The sequence below is a fragment of the Methanobrevibacter sp. genome (assembly GCF_017447225.1).
Taxonomy (GTDB): domain Archaea; phylum Methanobacteriota; class Methanobacteria; order Methanobacteriales; family Methanobacteriaceae; genus Methanocatella.
This window is the reverse complement of record NZ_JAFSNZ010000068.1, coordinates 1-16,142: the sequence shown is the minus strand read 5'-3', so window position 1 is coordinate 16,142 and position 16,142 is coordinate 1. Positions and strand designations below refer to the sequence as shown.

The following is a 16,142-nucleotide window of genomic DNA, read 5'->3' as shown; positions in this document are numbered from 1 at the left end:
CTTTTTCTTGTTCTTCTAATTCTTCTACTTTTTCTTCAACATCAGTCATTATAATCACCTAAACTATACTTGATAATTTATCAAATACTGTATATAAATATTACTAATAAGAATTAATTTAGTTTAAAAAACCAAAGCCCAATTATATGATTATGTGAAAAACAACTATTTTGATTAACTATTGAACCAAAATAATTAATGTAATGTTAAACATTTTTTATATCCTCATAATAAACAAAATTACCTCTAATTTAATGTTATCTAATGTTAGTTTACATCAAAAATTGTTCAATTCAAAGAAAGGAATATGAAACTGCACTAAATCCATTTTTCATAGAAGACAAAATTTATCACACAACTGATAATTCTAAGTTGAAACAATATTACTCGATGGAATACTGCCTAAATTAAATACTTAGATATTAAAAATATTTTTTGTAGGTTTTGACCACTTAAAAAATATATCACAATAAAACATTAAAAGTTAGATATAATGAAAAAAGAATATGAATTTATTATAAATATTCTAATAGAAATAGTTAAAATCATTATTATGATTTTTAAATAATTATTTCAAGGTATTTGGTTGTTGAATGCAAAGGGAAGAGTTAATATTTTCTCAAGTGGAACCTCCCTACAATAGTAAATAATATATGCAACAATATCCAAATTAAATATTACGTTGTATCTAACAACTAGTTTTATTGTGGAGTTAGAATCTCTATGATTCTAACTTATTTATTAAAAAAACACCACAAAATACCTGATTTTAAAAAATACTTAATAATGAATTCACATACAGCAGTTAATCCCATACGCAATAAAAATAAATTAAATATTACATTATATCAAAAATGAACTTTAATTCAAGAAGTTAGAATCTCTATGATTCTAACTTTTTTAATTAATATCCAGAATAATAGTAATCCTCAACCGTTTCAACAGAATCATCATAATAATATGAATAGCTGTCTTCATAGCTTTGTGTCTGAGTATAGTTGTCAAAGATATCGGTTGTGTTTATCTGTATGACTACCTTTTCATTGATTCTTACGTTCTGGGTCAGATTGCATCCGTTGAACTCGTCATTTCCACTATAGCTCACTTTAACTGCACAGTTTCCTATGGCTGTTGCGTCAACTTCAAATGTTGCCTCACCGTTTTCATCACTAACCAACGTTTTCTGGACAGAACCACTGGCTGTGCTGACGATTGTAACGTTTATGTCCTGATTTGCAAGGGGAGTTCCGTTGATGTCTGTCAGTTTCACAGTGAAATTGTCCCCTTCGGTTAAAGTATCGTTGCTTATTATTTCAAGCTTGGAATCCTGTTTCGGATGTGCCTGATTTGAAATTAAAAAGACTGCTGCACCGATTACAACAACTATTATCGCTATGACAAGAATAAAATTTTTAAGATTCATGACCTTCACCTAAAAGTTCACTAATCAATATTTATCTTACTTCTTGGTTTATTATCTCTTCGGTTGAAAAGTCCCTTTTTTGGGGTAGAGCTCATCGAATGTTTTTTCCAAATTCCTTAAATCGGAAGTGTTTCTCTCGAAAACTTTTCTTGCATTTTCGCAGTATCTGGCATCCATATGTGAAAGCAGATATTCCAAATCCCTGTTTTCATGTTTTAGGACTTTAATCTCCTCTTTTAAAATGTCATAGTCATTGCTTTTGTTTATCTCAATTGCATCAAGCTTTTCCTGAAGCCTTAATGCTTCTGCAAATGCCCTGTCGATTTTTTGCTGGGTTCCTGTGAGATGCTCAGGGCCTCTGAAAAGCAGCTTCTTGTTGGCAAAAATCTGAGTCTTGATTTTTTCGATTTGGCGCACAAGATACATCGGATTTTTTCGTTTTCCTCCCTTTCACGCCTTGCCTGCTCTTCACGCTCTTTTTTCCAGCGTTCATATTCTTCCCTTCGAATTCTTTCCTGTCTTGCCTTTTCCGCAGCGGCCTGTTTTTCACGCAGTTCCTCCTCCAGTCTTTTGCGTTCCATTTTCTCTTCATATTCACGCCTTCTTCTCTCCGCTGCTACAGGATCATAGTTCCATGATCTTGGTGTGTATGACGTTTCATAATGATCGTCATCATCATCACAATAATATGAGGAAGTTCCCTTTGTTGAGCCGCAGCTGCAATAGGGTTCACCCTCGTCAATCCAACTTCCGCAGTCCGGACAAAATCCTATAACAAACACCCCCTAAATTCTATACTGATCAAGCATTCTTCTTTTTATTTCGTTTGCATCATTCACTTCAAGATAGGTCAGAACCAATCCGATTATCCATATTATCACATTAATATAGAAAAAAATTATATTCAAAAGAAATACCGTTAATAAAAACAGAAACGCATATAAAAGAAATATTCTCACTCCCCTTGAAACATTTCCCGCATAGGCTATTCCCAGGCCCGGCAGGAAAAATGAGATTATCATTGCAAGAACCATACTTTTCTGCTGTGCTTTGACTTCAGCCGGCATTAATATCACCTCAAAACTTTTCCCTTCTGATTTTATCTTTAATTATATTATCTATCTTGTCGTCCTTACTTATATAATCATTGAATAGAGTTTCAATGCGGTCAAGTTCCTTTTGCTCATATTCAAAAAGCTCTTCCGCATAGTCAAGGTCGATTTCTTCAAATATGAGCTCGTCAATGGCCTTTTTGACGTATTCCTCCTCAGAAATTATATCTTCAAGCATTCTGTCTATGAAGAGTTCCTCTACGTCAATTTGCTCTTTTATCCAATTTTCAAAGACTTCATCCTCATTTGCAAAAGCCTCTTCAATGAACTGGTCGTAGAACTCATCTGGAAACTCATCCGTGTATGCTTCTCCATAGTATGCTCCGCTCAGGTTCTCATTAGGCCCCTCGGGATAATCGATAAAATCAATGTAGTCATCCTCATCTTCTATTCCCCTGCTTTCATTTTCAAAAATTTCATCATAATCGCTGCTGTAGAGCTCTTCGAGATGTTCAAATGCAGGTGTTGGCTCAAAGTCAAATGAATCATCGATATATTCCAGCCTTTCTGCAATCAGCCTATCGAGATTATCCTCCTCAAGCATGTCGTCAATAAGCTGTTCATAGTATTTTTCCTCCTGTTCGATAAACTTCAAATCCCTTTCGTCAAGATTACTCATTCGGCATCACCGCAAATTTAATAACTTTTTAATAATAATTTATACACGAGCACATATAAAGTTAGTGTTTTACAAGATGAAGTAAATATTGCTTTAAGAAGGTAAAATTACAAACAAAGAGCAATATTGACCTAATATGAGAATTAAAAAGATTTAAATAGTAATTAGAATAAAATAAGTAACCAGTTCTCCAACGGAGGTGATAGTATGATAATTCATAACTGCTTCCATCATATAAATATGGAGGTTTTGCATGGTCATTAGCATCTCACCAGATTATGCTGATTTCATATTCTGGGCTATGCTCCTTATAATGATGTATTATAACAATAAGACCATTTAAAAAACTAAAAAAAATAAATTGGGGATAATGGCACACCCGTCATTCGGAGAACATCCCCAAAAATATTAAATAAAATAAAAAATAATATAGAAATAACGAGCATATGCTCGTTCCATGTTTATGTGAAAAAAATTAATGTCCGGGTGTTTTGTAGATTTTAAATCTACAAAGACATTAATTTTAACTAATTTTAAACCAAAACCATTAAACATTATAAACGACTATCAAAAACTAATTTTAACTGAAAAATCAATGATGAAAACCATATCCAGAAAACATCCACAAAACAGTTAAATAAGATAAAAAAATAATATAAAAATACGAGCATATGCTCGTTCCATGTTTATGTGAAAAAAATTAATGTCCGGGTGTTTTGTAGATTTCAAATCTACAAAGACATTAATTTTAACTTATTTTAAACCAAAACCATCAAATACAATTAAACCACACCGAAACCTATTTTTAAACTAAAAATAACAGAATAAATTTTTTTCAATAATTTTTAGAAAATTACCTTCCCAAGTAAATATTGCTAAAACAAGGTAAAATTACAAAACAAGAGCAATATTGACTTTATATGAGAATTAAAAAGATTTAAATATTAGTTATAATAAAATAAGTAACTAGTTCTTCCAGATGAATATATCACCTCCCTTTCATTAATGATTAAAAACATCTGAGAAGAACTCATTCAAAAATTGGAGCATCAGTTAATGAAGCTTCCAATGTGTCTTCCGGAATTTATTCGTTGAAAGAATTTCAAGAAATCACTTCTGAGAAATTTGCTGCCGGATTCCATATCACATACATATAGTCTAAAAAATTATTTTCCTGGGAAAGACCTTAATTTTTCAACAAGAACAAAAAGGTTTCCGGCAGTTATTATCAATGCACCAATCAGGAAGGCATAGATATTATCCAAAAAGAGCAGAATAACACCAGCTCCAATAATGATAAAGATAAGCATTTCAATAATCTCTTTTACTGACAATACAACACCATCAGCATAATACTCCTTGTTGGCCATTATAGACACGTAAAATACGATAAGAGAAATTATTATCAAAACCGCATTGAAAAGATGATTAACGTGTCCTGAGTGCAGAAGCTCAAAGGCAACTGTCATCAGATTGATGCTGATGATTACAAAATAATGGCTGAACATGAGCCTGAGACTTCTTTCCTGTCTGAAATGACTCATCAGCTCATGAATCTGAACCACATAACATCCAAACATTGTAATAATAATCAGAAATACCAGAATAGGAATTAACGTTAGATTACTGACATCAAAGAAGTGAGTCATGCCCACAATAGCTTCGCCGAAAGTGATGATTGTTAGAAGCTCAAACCTTTCAACAAGATGAGGGAAATTGATGATGTTTTTGTCGAATTTTCCCCTGATGAAAAATGGAAGAAATGCACCGCAGAGAACTGCAACCACATCAATCCAGATTACAATATCGCCGAATCCCTGAAGAAGAGCAATAATTGCAATCACATAAATCGCACATACGATTGACAGTATTGTTATTGAGTTTCCGGCAGCTCCGCTCAGGGATTTTTCATCATATGCACGAACGGAATAAAGCGCAACAACCGTCAGAAGAAGAATCAGCATGGAAACATTGAACGGAAGAAGCATATCACTTAGATGTGTGCTTATTGTGTTTGTCATGAAAATGACCGCTATCATGTTAACACATGCAAGGACATACTCATAGCCCTTCCACTCACCGTAACGGTTAACATAGTTTGTAAAATAAAGCCAAGCCTGGAGAATCACAAATGAAGTGATGACATATACAAAAATGCTGCCTAAAGGCACCATATCACCTACAGGCTCGTTAATAAGTGACGTCAGCTGTGAAATTGCATATACATATAATAAATCGTAAAATAGCTCGATTAGTTTTACTTCCTTTTTGATAATTTTTACCATTGATAATATTATCTTATTAATGATTTAAATAACTATAAGAAAAGAAAAAAAATCAGTCACCGCGTGAGAGAAAAAAACTTGTCGAAAAAAATCCTCTTCAAGAGGTATGCCCATTATCCTAAAAAGTGCAAAAATACCTTCTTCGCCAGTCAGGATATTTGGATCCTCATTGCGCATTTTTGCTCTTCGGACATCTTCAGGGTCATGAGTCATTTTTCTACATATATATTCTACACAGTCTGTATTCAATTTTTTAGTCATGGTTAATCACCCTTTGGTTAATTGTATAGCATATGTTTTTATAGGTAATATTTCTTTTGATACGAATATAAGAAAAATAATATAATCAAAAATAACAAAATATGAGCATGAAAGACAAAAAACTTATTTTAATTTCAGCAATTATCATAATTGCAATAGCTGCTGTGGGAGTGATGATGATTGCTTCACTAAACGATGACAATCAAAGCCAGTCATATACCACAACGGCCTTAAGCAACACATCCACCATTGAGGTTCCAGTAACTACAAAAGCATTGAAAAGCAGTGACGATTACGGGATTATGTATTATGTAGATGAGGAAAACGACCTAAATATCACCTCATTCAACAGTGAAAAAGGAGCAACGCTTCCGGGCGCTGTGCAGATGGCATCCATAAGAGATACTGTTCAGCTTGGCTCAACACCTATTGTGACGCAGGACAACATTACAGTCTATCAAAATCCAGACAGCAAAGTCTACTCAATTTTTACAGGAAACGATACAACACATGACAATATTCTCATTGTTTCAGGTGATTTGGACACATTGCTTCATGCATACAAAAGCATAACTTATGGAGAAATAGATTTTTAGACACACTAATGATTTAAAAATGAAAATATGATGAGGACTGTTTAAAAGTCCAGCATCAACAGTAAATTAACAAATATCCTTTTTTGGAGGATATTTTACAGCATTCTTTTTCATTTTATTCAATATTATTTCTTTTACATCCAAATCAAGCTCGATTGCCATCAAAAAGCAGTAGTTGAAAACATCTGCAAGCTCATCTGCCACTTCATCAATATCATAATCATATCCCCACTGGAAATGTTCGAGAAGCTCTGCAGCTTCAATGGAGATTGATTTGGCCAGATTTTCAGGAGTGTGAAATTTTTTCCAATCTCTTTCTTTTTGAAATTTTACAAGTTCATCTTTTATCTCTTCCATTTTAATCACCTTTTTGAATATTTTTGTGAAAACTTAACAAATGTGTGGGGATTGACCTCATCAAACATCCGATGATAATTGTTATGGCAATTATGACACAAGACAACTCCGTTGTCTGGGCTAAAAAATATCGGATTGTCACTGTCGCAGCGAATGATGTGATGGGGTTCCAGATTTTTCCGGCTACCACATATCACGCATTCCTCATATTGCCACAAAAGCTCCCTTACCCAGGATTTGAGCTTCCAGTACTTTTGAGGGCCTTTGACCTTTAATCGCATCATGAAAAACACCTCTCAGTTGTCCAGGTATTCCAAATCCAAATCGAAGTCAACGTATTCGAATACAAACGGTGACTTTTTGCATGTGACGGAAACCACTCCCGGAAATGCTGAAAGGTTTTCCTCCATGAAATTATTCATGAATGAGCGTGGAATCTTTTGAGGGATTCTCCTTGGAGTGTGCTTTTCGATAAAATCCTGTGGAAGGATAAGCTCCATCAGCATTACACGTTCGTTTGTTACAAGCTCAAAAAGGTTTGATTCTGAAAAGAGATCAATAAAATTTGAAAGGTGTGTGAAGGAAGGGTTCACACAGACAGTATTGGTACAGTTAGGACAATTATCGTTAATGATATCACGCTCCGATTAGATTAACATGTTTCCAAAGACAATGCAGCTCAACAGATAACAGATCATAAATATATATTTAAACAAATCTCTGATGGTAAATCACTCCTTTTATTAGTTTTATTCGTAAAAAATCAAATCGCCAATCATTTCCTCGGCAATCCTTGACAAGAATTCATTGTCGATTTTTTGAAATGAGGTCTTTTTGAATAGCTGGTTATTCCGACAGTGACATCATCTCCACGGATTTTGATGCCTATATCGGTTACCTCATCCAGTGTTTCGTTTTCGGCTTTGATGGTGGTTTTTGCCAAACCTGTTTCGATTTCAAAAGTTACATTATGGTTTTCACAGCTTTTTTGTGTGATGTGGATAAGTCTGACGTAGACTCCGTTTTCGCTGATTTTTCTTGAAACAAATTCAAAGAAATCATCGTCCATTTCGCTGAATGTGTATTTTTCGTCTGCAAGGCCTAAAAGGGTAGGCATCTCGTCGTTGGCAGACAGCTCTTCAACGTAGAATGGGAATTCGTCAGGAACAGTTACAGTATTTTCAATGGTTTTTCTCACATTAATCTTCATATTTTTCCTCTTTTATGATAATGGTTAAAGTTTAACGACACAAGACTTTTTTAAGCTCTCAGAGCAAACTGTCAAATAAGAAAGGGCATACAACCTCCTTTTTTAAAATCGTTCAAAAAGCAAGTATACAATTGGGAAAAATACAATTGGATTAGAACACTGCGTACCCAGTGACTTTTACAAATGCTATCATATTTATCAGCTCCCTATAAGATTATGATAAATTCGTATATAGTCTGTTTTCAAATGGTGTGGACAACTTTTAGTATAGTACTAAATATTATATTTTTACTAATATATAAAAGTATCGTTTTTTTCACGAAATTCAATGAAAAATAAAAAAATAAAATTAATGTATTTCAAAAATACTAATCAGTAGTTGAAATGATTTTTAACTTCTTCGGTGACCTGCCTTACGCTTTCTGCAGCATCCACAAATTTCTTCTGCTCATAGTCATTCATATGAATCGGAACAATCATTGCAACCCCTTTTTTAGATAATACAACAGGAACACCCAGGGACACGCCGCTGACTCCGCCGATCTCACCGTTTAAATAAGTGCTCACGGTCAGAACCTTATGGCTGTCAGTGATTATTGTGGAAATCAGGTTGGAAATCGCAAATGAGGGACCGTATTCTGTAGCTCCCTTCTTGGAGATAATGGTGTTACCAGCTTTTCTAAGCCTTTTTATTAATCTTGGAACATCCATATCAACTGACCTGACGAAATACTTTAACGGGATCCCACCAATGGTCGTTGAACTCAATAAAGGAACCATATGCTCGCCATGTTCACCCACAACCCTTGTGTGGACTTCCGAACTGTTGATGTTAATCTGTCTTGAGAAATATGCCTTAAGCCTCAGGGAGTCAAGGTGGTTTCCGATACCGATAACTTTAGTTTTATCAAATCCTGAAGCCTCCAGGGCTATTGTAGTCATGACATCAACCGGATTGGTTGCTATTAAAATAATTGAATCAGGAGCATAAATCGCAATTTTTTCCGCATAGTTTCTAACAATCTCCGCATTGGGAATAGCCAAATCCATTCTGGTCATTCCTTCCTGTCTCGGAGTGCCTGCAGTAATCAGCACAATATTTGAATCCTTCAAATCCTCATAATCTGATGAAGGGGTTAATTTGCAGTCTATATCCTCGGCAGCCAGAGCGTCATACATGTCGAATGTTTCACCTTTTGCCTTTTCAATGCTTTGAGGCCTTGAAAACAATACTATCTCGTCAACGGTGTCCGCTCTTGCCAAGGTGAATGCGACGTTTTTTCCGATTACTCCGGTTGCACCTAAAATGCTTACCTTTACCATACAATATTATTTCTAATTTATAATAAAAATAATTTGCTGAAAAAAGAAATTCTCTGAAAACATTACATGTATTCACAGAAAAATCTAAACAATTCAGTGAAAAAAACTATTTAATAATATTAAATATATAAAGATAAATAAAGTGGTGAAAATGAATAGAAATAAACTGCTACTAATTATTGCTGTAATCATATGTTTAATTGCAATTTGTGCTTATTTTACAACACAAACAACAAGCAATACGCAAAGTTCATATGCATTAAGCGAAAGTGAAATAGATGAATTGACATTGGATATGACGAAATGGAACTATGACGAAGAAAACGACATCTACTATCAGATAAATGTCAGCTATTGTACCAAACCCGATGCACCGGAATATGAAACTATGGGAATATATGTGCCGGGAAAATACTTTGACGGTGTGAAAAACGATGACGGAACATATAACTGCACAGTTAACACTCAAAATAAAGTTGGAAACTATACGGCAGCCACAGCCCCGATTGTAATTCCTCTAAATACACCGGGATATTCCGCACAGACCGCACCGACATCATATAATTCACAGGACGTGAAAGAATTCACTGATTCCGGAATCATTTATGCATATCCCGGATGCAGAGGCCGTGACAACGGAGATAACTTTACCGGCGGAGCTCCGTGGGGCGTTACAGATATGAAAGCTGCAATAATGTATCTGAGATTCAATGGCGAATTATTGCCTGGAGACACAGAAGAGATATTTACCTTTGGCCATAGCGGAGGGGGTGCACAGTCCGCAATAATCGCTTCCAGCGGAGACAGCGAACTGTATAATCCTTACCTTGAATCAATCGGAGCGGCAATGGCGGATAAAGACGGAAATACCATATCAAACTCAATTTATGGTGCAATGTGCTGGTGTCCGATAACGAACCTGGATACTGCTGATGAGGGCTATGAATGGTATATGGGACAATATTCAAGATCAAATGATACATGGACATATGAGCTGTCCAATGATTTGGCTGAAAAATATGGGAAATACATCAATAATTTAAGCTTGAAAGACTCATCAGGAAACACTCTGACTTTAGAGGAAAGTGATGACGGAATATATGCATCAGGATCTTATTACGACTACCAGATAAAAATTATCGAAGAGTCACTGAATAATTTCCTGTCCGATACAAGCTTCCCATACACTCCACAGGGAGGTATGGATTCAATGGGAGGCACTCCGGGAGGTGAAATGCCATCAGGAGATATTCCTTCAGGAGATATGGGCATGTCAGAAAGCGATGAAACTTCAGCCAACAGCTCCGAAACCTACCAGACAGCTAAGGATTACATCGATTCACTGAACAGCGATGAAGAATGGATTGAATATGACGAAACAACAAATACAGTTAAAGTCAAAAGCATCGAATCCTTTGTGAAACATTGCAAATCCCCATCAAAAGATGTCGGTGCATTTGATGACCTGAATCGCAGCCAGGCTGAAAATACGGTATTCGGAAACGATGAAAACGATTCCCTTCATTTCGATTCCATAATGGCTGAAGTATTGAATTTGAATAATGAGAAATATTTGGCTCTTGACGGATATGACTCATCCTATGTAGGCGAATATGCAGGCGACATTAAGCTGACAGATGAGTTTAACAATACTGTCGACAAACGGGTGGACATGTACAATCCGATGTATTATCTGTGCGAGTATTATGACGGATATTCCACTTCAACACCTGCAAAACACTGGAGAATCAATTCAGGTATTGAACAGGGAGATACTGCAACAACAGTAGAAACAAATTTAGCTTTGGCTTTGAACCAGAGCGAAAAGGTAGATGATGTTGAACTGAATGTCGTCTGGGCTCAGGGCCATACCCAAGCCGAAAGAACAGGCGATTCAACTTCAAACTTCATAGCATGGATAAGTCAGTGCGTAGGTTAGATTCAATTCTAACCCGCATTCTATTTTTTTCTAAAAGATGCTTGTAATTAAATTGCCGAAAGGAATGCTAATATATTCCTCCAGAAATCCTGCAAAAATCATCACAACAAAAGCCAATATGAAAATGGCCAGTGACTGATAGAGATGCTTCTTGTTTATTTCAAGTGAATTTGTGATTCTTCCGTTTGCCAGGTGCTGGGACGGTGATAACACATCCTTTATTGACCTTACGATAAATGAAAAGAGTATAAAACTTGCAAAATTGTTCAGTACAGTGGATAAATCCTCAAAAAATCCGTGAAGACATGTAAGCTTTATGAACAGAAACGGATCGCCGCATGCAAGTTCGGTTGCCTTTGAAACTATTCCGGACATTCCGATATTGACAAGCATGTCCTCAAATGCGCCATAGCCGAAAAATATCGATTCAATATAATAGATGACGTTCAGCAGACAGTTGTTGATTATGATATCCATCATGTCATCAAAAGAAAAAAAGGTCTCCTGAGCAAGATATGAGTAATCCTGTATGAGCTCATCGGGAGTGTAGAGCACATCGGCTGCAAAGTAGGCTCCAACCCAGCAGAAAACAGCAAAAAGCACTGTGAATATAAAAAGGCCCTTATGGTCTGCAAAGGCACCTTTGACATAACTGAAATATTTATCTGAAAATGACATTATTTATTAGTTTTAAAATTCATAATATAAATAGTATAAATTGAAATGTGATAAATATGGATAAGACTTATATTTTTGGACACAAAAGCCCGGATACAGATACAATTACATCAAGTCTGGTAATGTGTGAACTGGAAAAGAAACTTGGAAATGAAAATGCTGTTGCATGCAGATTAGGCAACATCAACAAGGAAACAGAATTCGTTTTAGATTATTTGGATATTGAAGCTCCTGAATTAATTGAATCACTGGAAGAAGGCAGTGATGTTATTTTAGTAGACCACAACAGCCCATCAGAATCCATCGACAATCTGGAAAACATGAATATCAAAAAGGTAGTTGATCACCACAAACTTGCTTTGGAGACTTCCTACCCACTGTTTTACAGGGCTGAAGCTGTAGGATGCAGCGAAACTATTCTATACAAATTATACAATGAAAATGATGTTGAAATCGAACCTAAAATAGCCCATTTAATGTTATCCGCCATCATTTCAGACACCTTGCTTTTAAAATCCCCTACCACAACCGATGATGATGTAAAAGCTGTAAAAGAGCTTGCCGAAATTGCAGGTGTTGATTATGAGGAATACGGTCTTGAAATGTTAAAGGCAGGAACTGACCTGTCAAGCTTTACTATTGATGAAATCCTTGACCTTGATGCAAAACAGATTGACTTTAAGGATGTCAAATCCATTGTCAATCAGGTAAATACCGCAAGCATTCCTGACGTATTGGAAATGAAAGACGAACTTGAAGCAGGAATTGAAAAAATCATTGAAAAAGAAGAATTGGATCTGTTCATGCTTCTCATTACTGATATCGTAAACAGCAACTCCCAGGTCATTGCTCTTGGAAAAGACGCTGAGCTTGTGGAAAAGGCTTACGGAGTAAAACTTGAAGACAACACCGCACTTTTAGAAGGCGTTGTTTCACGTAAAAAACAGGTCGTTCCTATAATGACCGAAAACGCTTAAAAAAAAGATATAGGTTATTTTAAACCTATACATACTTATTTTTTTGAACCTACATCACATTATCGAAAATCTGCTCATAGTTTCTGTAGAATTCAAGATATTCCAGAAGTTTTGGCGGAGCATTGATGACAGCCATGGCATTTTTCAGTGACAGGTGAACTTCCTTTGCACCGTTTTCCATTGCAAGCTGTATGATATCAGACAAATTGTCAAAAGATTCATCATCGAGTATAACTGTACCGGATCCAATCACTGAATTTTGAATTAGACTTTCATTTGCTAGAATTAACGGTACACCATATTGATGAGTTATTCCATCACCTGTCAAATTATCGATGACTATTTCACAATTATAATCTGAAAGATTGCTTCTGATTTCTGCTTCAATTTCAGGAGGGAAAACCTTGAGCTCATCACTGTTTTTCACAGACATTTTAAATATGTCAGCGCTGCCATCATCGCAATTGCCGATGAATAATACTTCACCGGCATCCAGCTCCATATCATCCAGGCTTTCACCGCTTTTAGTGGTTATATTTAAATCAAATAATGATTTGTCCTTTTTTTCAGCCTTTTTAGCTGTTTTTTCACCGGATGAATTTGGACGAACAACAACCTCACCGCTTTCATCCACATCCACATCAAAGCCAATGTTAGCTTTGTCTATTGACGGATTGCCATTTTCCTTTTGCTTATCTTCACCGGATAATTTCAAAAGCAATCTGATAATTTCATCATTCTGAGCAACAATCTTTTCGTTGAGTTCAATTAGTCTAGCCATATCCTCCTCAATCATACAATCATTCCAAAAAAAATTTATAAATATAATCTATATCATAATATATTACAACAAATTATAAGTTATTTTTCATTTACTGAGCTAAAAAGGTGAAAAAATTCTATCAAAAAAAGTGAAGATTATAACGATTGTTGTCATCCTGGCTATTATCGGCGCATTATTCCTTTATGATTTCAGCGATGATGATGCAAACGTTGAAAGACACTGGCAAAACGATTTGGGTACAGTCGACAAAGTCATTTACGGAAATCCCAACTCAACAACCGAAATCGTTCTCATAGCCGGAATCCATCCAAGAGAACCATTATCCATTGAACCGGAACTTGAAGCAGCAAGGGAATTTGCAAAAACCCACGACGTGAGATTTACAACATATCATGTCAATGTTACAAAAGATTCCACAGTATATCAGGCAAGCCGTGACAATGGAGAAAGCCTTGTTCATGACTATATCGTTCCAGACATCAACAACACTAAAGCAAAAGCTGTGATTATAAGCCATTCCCATATTAAAGGATACGGCGAAGGGTTTTATCTGGCAACACCTGCAATGGATGATGCGTCCGTAAGCATTGCTGAGGAAATTGCAAACACAAGCGATTTTAAGTATTTCCCGACAAACACCTCAAAGCCTTTCCAGGCAACATCCGCAAAACTGGTTTCAAAGCCGATAGCTGATGCGGGATATCCTACATTTGTATATGAAATACCTGAAAACATTACAGAACAAGATTCAACAGACAAAGCCATTGAATTATTTGAATTGATATTCAATATAGTGAAATAAAAAAAGAGAAGACGTTTATTTGCGTCTTCTTAAAATTACTAAATTTAAAAGTACCAATAATATTAAAAATATTGGATTACCAGTTTCTTTTGAAGTGGAAATATCTACAACTTCCTTAGGTGTTTTATCGATAGTTTCATTTTCTATTGTTTTATTTTCGATTGTTTTATTCTCTTTTGGAATAACTTCTACTGTTGAATTTGCAGTTAAATTATCACAGCTGATGACATTTGTAAAGTTACCTGCTCTGGTAGTGTTAAAGACTACATAGAATCTAGAATACTCTCCAGGAGATAGAATTTTATTTAATGTCCAACTTAAACCATTATTTGTCCACCATCCGGTAGAATCAATGTAATGATCATAAATTAAACCTTCAAATAATTCCTCAACAACCGTAATATTATTCAAATCAGTTTTTCCGGTATTGTGTACAACAATCTCAAATGTTATGCTATCACCGAGATTTACTGTTTTATTCATTGTTATCTTTTCAATGGTAAATGAAGGTTTTAAAACTTCAACAGTACAATTAGTAGATTTGTTACCTGATCTAATCATATTTGTAAAGTTTCCTTCCTCATTAGCTTTGAATATAACATAGAATACAACATATTGTCCAGGACGTAAAGTTGCATTTAAATTCCATTTCAAGTTATTGTAAATCCATATTCCGTCATTATCAACATATCTACTATATGTTAAACCATCAAAGGAATATTCTTCAATTTCAATATTATTGATTAGTGTTTGACCGTCATTGTGAACAATAATCTCAAAGATTACTTCTTCACCAACGGTAACTGTTTTGTTAATAGCTACCTTTTCGATTTCATAACTAGGTTTCAATACTTCCACTGTATCATTAGCTGTTTTATTGCCTGAAGCAGCAACATTGATGAAAGTACCTTCAGATATCGTATTGAATACAACATAAAAGCTGCTGTATGCATCTGGGGCTAAAACGCCATTTAACGACCATGTTAGTCCGTCATTAACCCACATGCCAGTATTATCATAATATCTGAGATAATTTAAACCGTCGAATGAAACTTCGTTAACCGTCAAGTCAGTGATATCAATCGGACCGTTATTGTGAACAATAATCTCAAAGGTCACTTCATCTCCAAGCTGAACAGTTCTGTTTAATGTAATTTTTTCAAGATCATGTGAAGGCTTTATGACTTCAACAGTATCATTGGCAGTTTTATTGCCTGAAGTAATTACATTTATGAAAGTTCCATTTGTGGTTGTTTTAAATCTTACAAAAAATCCTATATATTCGCCAGGCGTTAAAGCCCTGTTTAAATGCCAGGTCAAATTATCATAAGTCCATATATCCAAGTAATCGACATATGAAAGATAATCCAAACCTTCAAAGTAGGATTCTGTAATTTCAAGATCATCAATTGCCACCTGTCCGTTATTGTGAACTTCAATTTCGAAAACAACTTCATCTCCAACGCGAACGCTTTGGTTTAATGCTATCTTTTCAATTTCATAACTTGGTTTTAATACCTCAACGGTATCATTGGCTGTTTTATTGCCGCTTGAAATAGTATTAATGAATGTTCCATTAGTAGTTGTATTGAATATAACATAAAATCCTGCATATTCACCAGGATATAATGGGGAATTCATTGTCCAGCTAAGGTTATTGTTTTTAGTGAATAATCCAGAATAATCCTCGAAGTGGTCATAAATCAGACCCTCAAATGAATCTTCATTGATTGTTATGCCGTTTAACGTTACAGTACCATTATTATGAACAATAAT

Annotated in this window: 18 protein-coding genes; 5 read left to right on the top strand and 13 right to left on the bottom strand. The window is 35.2% G+C overall.

Annotation, left to right across the window (positions count from 1 at the left end; all coding sequences use genetic code 11):
• Positions 1–904: 904 nt before the first annotated feature.
• From IJQ68_RS06675 to IJQ68_RS06650, 6 genes are all read right to left on the bottom strand, one after another.
• Positions 905–1,423: a hypothetical protein gene (locus IJQ68_RS06675; protein WP_292798480.1), complete on the bottom strand. Its 519-nt coding sequence runs from the start codon at positions 1,421–1,423 to the stop codon at positions 905–907.
• 51 nt (positions 1,424–1,474) lie between these two features.
• Positions 1,475–1,849, bottom strand: a complete 375-nt coding sequence (locus IJQ68_RS06670) for a hypothetical protein (protein ID WP_292798478.1) — start codon at positions 1,847–1,849, stop codon at positions 1,475–1,477.
• A 359-nt stretch (positions 1,850–2,208) separates the two neighbouring features.
• Entirely contained in the window at positions 2,209–2,490 is a 282-nt protein-coding gene (locus tag IJQ68_RS06665) for a hypothetical protein (RefSeq protein ID WP_292798476.1), read from the bottom strand.
• A 10-nt stretch (positions 2,491–2,500) separates the two neighbouring features.
• Positions 2,501–3,154, bottom strand: a complete 654-nt coding sequence (locus tag IJQ68_RS06660) for a hypothetical protein (RefSeq protein WP_292798474.1) — start codon at positions 3,152–3,154, stop codon at positions 2,501–2,503.
• Positions 3,155–4,320: 1,166 nt separating this feature from the next.
• Complete coding sequence (locus tag IJQ68_RS06655) at positions 4,321–5,439, bottom strand: low temperature requirement protein A (protein ID WP_292798472.1); 1,119 nt, start codon at positions 5,437–5,439, stop codon at positions 4,321–4,323.
• A 24-nt stretch (positions 5,440–5,463) separates the two neighbouring features.
• Entirely contained in the window at positions 5,464–5,700 is a 237-nt protein-coding gene (locus IJQ68_RS06650; RefSeq protein WP_292798470.1) for a hypothetical protein, read from the bottom strand.
• Positions 5,701–5,807: 107 nt separating this feature from the next.
• Here IJQ68_RS06650 and IJQ68_RS06645 point away from each other — a divergent pair, with 107 nt between their 5' ends.
• On the top strand, positions 5,808–6,296 hold the full coding sequence (locus IJQ68_RS06645) for a hypothetical protein (RefSeq protein ID WP_292798468.1): 489 nt from the start codon (positions 5,808–5,810) through the stop codon (positions 6,294–6,296).
• A gap of 66 nt (positions 6,297–6,362) precedes the next feature.
• Here IJQ68_RS06645 and IJQ68_RS06640 read toward each other — a convergent pair whose 3' ends face one another.
• A complete protein-coding gene (locus IJQ68_RS06640) occupies positions 6,363–6,653 on the bottom strand; it encodes a nucleotide pyrophosphohydrolase (protein ID WP_292798466.1) in 291 nt (96 codons plus the stop codon).
• A gap of 83 nt (positions 6,654–6,736) precedes the next feature.
• On the opposite strand from IJQ68_RS06640, the gene IJQ68_RS06635 reads away from it, so the two are divergent.
• A complete protein-coding gene (locus IJQ68_RS06635; RefSeq protein ID WP_292798464.1) occupies positions 6,737–6,928 on the top strand; it encodes a hypothetical protein in 192 nt (63 codons plus the stop codon).
• 21 nt (positions 6,929–6,949) lie between these two features.
• Here IJQ68_RS06635 and IJQ68_RS06630 read toward each other — a convergent pair whose 3' ends face one another.
• The 3 genes from IJQ68_RS06630 to IJQ68_RS06620 all read right to left on the bottom strand — a co-directional run bounded on the left by IJQ68_RS06630 (position 6,950) and on the right by IJQ68_RS06620 (position 9,186).
• Positions 6,950–7,246, bottom strand: coding sequence for a hypothetical protein (locus IJQ68_RS06630; protein ID WP_292798462.1), 297 nt, complete (start codon positions 7,244–7,246; stop codon positions 6,950–6,952).
• A gap of 182 nt (positions 7,247–7,428) precedes the next feature.
• A complete protein-coding gene (locus tag IJQ68_RS06625) occupies positions 7,429–7,863 on the bottom strand; it encodes a hypothetical protein (RefSeq protein WP_292798461.1) in 435 nt (144 codons plus the stop codon).
• 372 nt (positions 7,864–8,235) lie between these two features.
• Positions 8,236–9,186, bottom strand: coding sequence for a malate dehydrogenase (locus IJQ68_RS06620; protein ID WP_292798459.1), 951 nt, complete (start codon positions 9,184–9,186; stop codon positions 8,236–8,238).
• Positions 9,187–9,337: 151 nt separating this feature from the next.
• Here IJQ68_RS06620 and IJQ68_RS06615 point away from each other — a divergent pair, with 151 nt between their 5' ends.
• On the top strand, positions 9,338–11,125 hold the full coding sequence (locus tag IJQ68_RS06615) for a subtype A tannase (protein WP_292798457.1): 1,788 nt from the start codon (positions 9,338–9,340) through the stop codon (positions 11,123–11,125).
• A gap of 30 nt (positions 11,126–11,155) precedes the next feature.
• On the opposite strand, the gene IJQ68_RS06610 is transcribed toward IJQ68_RS06615, so the two are convergent.
• The gene (locus IJQ68_RS06610; RefSeq protein ID WP_292798455.1) at positions 11,156–11,803 is read right to left on the bottom strand and encodes a stage II sporulation protein M; all 648 of its coding nucleotides are present in this window, start codon (positions 11,801–11,803) and stop codon (positions 11,156–11,158) included.
• A 56-nt stretch (positions 11,804–11,859) separates the two neighbouring features.
• Here IJQ68_RS06610 and IJQ68_RS06605 point away from each other — a divergent pair, with 56 nt between their 5' ends.
• Positions 11,860–12,780, top strand: coding sequence for a manganese-dependent inorganic pyrophosphatase (locus IJQ68_RS06605; protein WP_292798453.1), 921 nt, complete (start codon positions 11,860–11,862; stop codon positions 12,778–12,780).
• A 49-nt stretch (positions 12,781–12,829) separates the two neighbouring features.
• Here the strand turns inward: IJQ68_RS06605 and IJQ68_RS06600 are convergent, their stop codons facing one another.
• Complete coding sequence (locus tag IJQ68_RS06600; RefSeq protein ID WP_292798451.1) at positions 12,830–13,561, bottom strand: hypothetical protein; 732 nt, start codon at positions 13,559–13,561, stop codon at positions 12,830–12,832.
• A gap of 130 nt (positions 13,562–13,691) precedes the next feature.
• Between IJQ68_RS06600 and IJQ68_RS06595 the strand changes: the two genes are divergently transcribed.
• Positions 13,692–14,366 (top strand): hypothetical protein, encoded by a 675-nt coding sequence (locus IJQ68_RS06595; protein WP_292798449.1) that lies wholly within the window; start codon positions 13,692–13,694, stop codon positions 14,364–14,366.
• A gap of 15 nt (positions 14,367–14,381) precedes the next feature.
• On the opposite strand, the gene IJQ68_RS06590 is transcribed toward IJQ68_RS06595, so the two are convergent.
• On the bottom strand, positions 14,382–16,142 hold a 1,761-nt coding region (locus tag IJQ68_RS06590; RefSeq protein WP_292798447.1), incomplete at its 5' end, for a hypothetical protein.

Coding starts and splice junctions, on each gene's coding strand:
- IJQ68_RS06675 (WP_292798480.1), bottom strand. CDS start 1,423: ATGAATCTTAAAAATTTTATTCTTGTCATAGCGATAATAGTTGTTGTA.
- IJQ68_RS06670 (WP_292798478.1), bottom strand. CDS start 1,849: ATGTATCTTGTGCGCCAAATCGAAAAAATCAAGACTCAGATTTTTGCC.
- IJQ68_RS06665 (WP_292798476.1), bottom strand. CDS start 2,490: ATGCCGGCTGAAGTCAAAGCACAGCAGAAAAGTATGGTTCTTGCAATG.
- IJQ68_RS06660 (WP_292798474.1), bottom strand. CDS start 3,154: ATGAGTAATCTTGACGAAAGGGATTTGAAGTTTATCGAACAGGAGGAA.
- IJQ68_RS06655 (WP_292798472.1), bottom strand. CDS start 5,439: ATGGTAAAAATTATCAAAAAGGAAGTAAAACTAATCGAGCTATTTTAC.
- IJQ68_RS06650 (WP_292798470.1), bottom strand. CDS start 5,700: ATGACTAAAAAATTGAATACAGACTGTGTAGAATATATATGTAGAAAA.
- IJQ68_RS06645 (WP_292798468.1), top strand. CDS start 5,808: ATGAAAGACAAAAAACTTATTTTAATTTCAGCAATTATCATAATTGCA.
- IJQ68_RS06640 (WP_292798466.1), bottom strand. CDS start 6,653: ATGGAAGAGATAAAAGATGAACTTGTAAAATTTCAAAAAGAAAGAGAT.
- IJQ68_RS06635 (WP_292798464.1), top strand. CDS start 6,737: ATGGCAATTATGACACAAGACAACTCCGTTGTCTGGGCTAAAAAATAT.
- IJQ68_RS06625 (WP_292798461.1), bottom strand. CDS start 7,863: ATGAAGATTAATGTGAGAAAAACCATTGAAAATACTGTAACTGTTCCT.
- IJQ68_RS06620 (WP_292798459.1), bottom strand. CDS start 9,186: ATGGTAAAGGTAAGCATTTTAGGTGCAACCGGAGTAATCGGAAAAAAC.
- IJQ68_RS06615 (WP_292798457.1), top strand. CDS start 9,338: ATGAATAGAAATAAACTGCTACTAATTATTGCTGTAATCATATGTTTA.
- IJQ68_RS06610 (WP_292798455.1), bottom strand. CDS start 11,803: ATGTCATTTTCAGATAAATATTTCAGTTATGTCAAAGGTGCCTTTGCA.
- IJQ68_RS06605 (WP_292798453.1), top strand. CDS start 11,860: ATGGATAAGACTTATATTTTTGGACACAAAAGCCCGGATACAGATACA.
- IJQ68_RS06600 (WP_292798451.1), bottom strand. CDS start 13,561: ATGGCTAGACTAATTGAACTCAACGAAAAGATTGTTGCTCAGAATGAT.